Genomic DNA, 224 nt, shown 5'->3' on the forward strand with positions numbered 1-224 from the left:
GCCGCCAACTGCGCCACCGTAAAGCTGCTCGACGCGACGCCGTTCACTAAGATTGTGCCGTTACTCACGTTGCTGACCGTGAAGCTCACGCCTGTGTCCGTATCGTCAACGTCCGTGTAGCCAAGATCTGCCGCCGTGATGGTGTAGCTGCCTGCTTCATCCATTTCACCCAACAGATCGCCTGTCAGCTCCGGCGCATCATTCACTGGCGTCACCGTCAAGTT

General features: G+C 58.0%; 1 protein-coding gene. It reads right to left on the reverse strand.

Annotated elements, in window-relative coordinates; all coding sequences use genetic code 11:
- Window positions 1-206: cadherin-like domain-containing protein (locus AB4249_RS21805; protein ID WP_240798959.1), on the reverse strand; the 206-nt coding region annotated here is incomplete at its 3' end.
- Window positions 207-224 lie beyond the last annotated feature (18 nt).

Origin of the sequence: Vibrio sp. 10N.261.55.F4, assembly GCF_041470465.1 — a bacterium.
Lineage (GTDB): Bacteria > Pseudomonadota > Gammaproteobacteria > Enterobacterales > Vibrionaceae > Vibrio > Vibrio crassostreae_C.